Genomic DNA, 1,199 nt, shown 5'->3' with positions numbered 1-1,199 from the left:
CGGTAAAGCTGCCGGCTTCGGCCACACAACTGAAGGCGCGCATGTTTTGCAAGGTGTCCATTAAGGTGCTCTCAGGGGAGATGGCAAATTGTGACACGAAGTTGCAGGATCCAGTGATCCCTACGAACGGATTATCGCCTGAACGGTAACAAAGATTCACAAGAATCCCACCTTATCGCCATCCGGCCCGCCCCTTAGAATTGCGCCACCTTCCCCGCAACACCCTCTCAGGAATTCGCAGCAGTGCCGCGTCGCATCAGCAGAGAGCTGAAGACTCTCAGTGTTTGGGCCTTATCGTTAGCAATCAGCGGCTGCATCGGAACCGGAGGAATTGCCCCTCAAGGCCAGTCACTCGTCGCCAGTTCATTGGCCACCGACGAGGCGATCAAAAGTGCCGCCCAGGACGCCCACTGGCCCACCGCGCAATGGTGGCAAGCCTACGGCGACCCGCAACTCAACCACTGGATCGACCTCGCCGTGCAAGGCAGCCCGAGCATGGCCATGGCCGCTGCACGTGTGCGTGAAGCCCGGGCCATGGCTGGGATCGCCGAGTCGGCCGAGTCGTTGCAGATCAATGGTGATGCCACGCTCAAGCGCCATAACTGGCCGAGCGACCAATTCTACGGCCCAGGCGCGCTGGACAATTCCACCACCTGGGACAACAACGCGTCCCTGGGGCTGAGCTATGCCCTCGACCTCTGGGGCCGCGAAAGCAATGCCACCGAGCGCGCCGTGGACATGGCCCACATGAGCGCCGCCGAAGCGCGCCAGGCGCAGCTCGAATTGCAGAACAACGTGGTGCGCGCCTATATCCAGCTGTCGTTGCACTTCGCCCAGCGCGATATCGTGGCCGCCACCCTGGCCCAGCAACAACAGATTCTCGACCTTGCGCAAAAGCGTTTGAATGGCGGGATCGGCACCCACTTCGAAGTCAGCCAGGCTGAGACGCCGCTGCCGGAAACCCATCGCCAGCTGGACGCCCTGGATGAACAGATCGCCCTGAGTCGCAACCAGTTGGCCGCGCTGGCGGGCAAAGGGCCGGGGGAGGGCGCGCAGTTGCAGCGGCCCACCTTGTCCCTGGCCGCGCCGCTGAAACTGCCGTCGAGCTTGCCGGCCGAACTGCTCGGCCAGCGCCCGGACGTGGTCGCCAGCCGCTGGCAAGTGGCGGCCCAGGCCCGTGGCATTGATGTGGCCCACGC

The 1,199-nt window shown here is 63.4% G+C and carries 1 protein-coding gene; it reads left to right on the top strand.

From position 1 onward, the window contains the following. Window positions 1-243: 243 nt before the first annotated feature. The coding region (locus HX873_RS04685) for an efflux transporter outer membrane subunit (protein ID WP_177122429.1) at window positions 244-1,199 on the top strand (956 nt) is incomplete at its 3' end.

The sequence above is a fragment of the Pseudomonas sp. P7758 genome (assembly GCF_013386485.1).
Classification (GTDB): Bacteria; Pseudomonadota; Gammaproteobacteria; order Pseudomonadales; family Pseudomonadaceae; genus Aquipseudomonas.
This window is presented reverse-complemented; position numbering and strand designations above follow the sequence as displayed.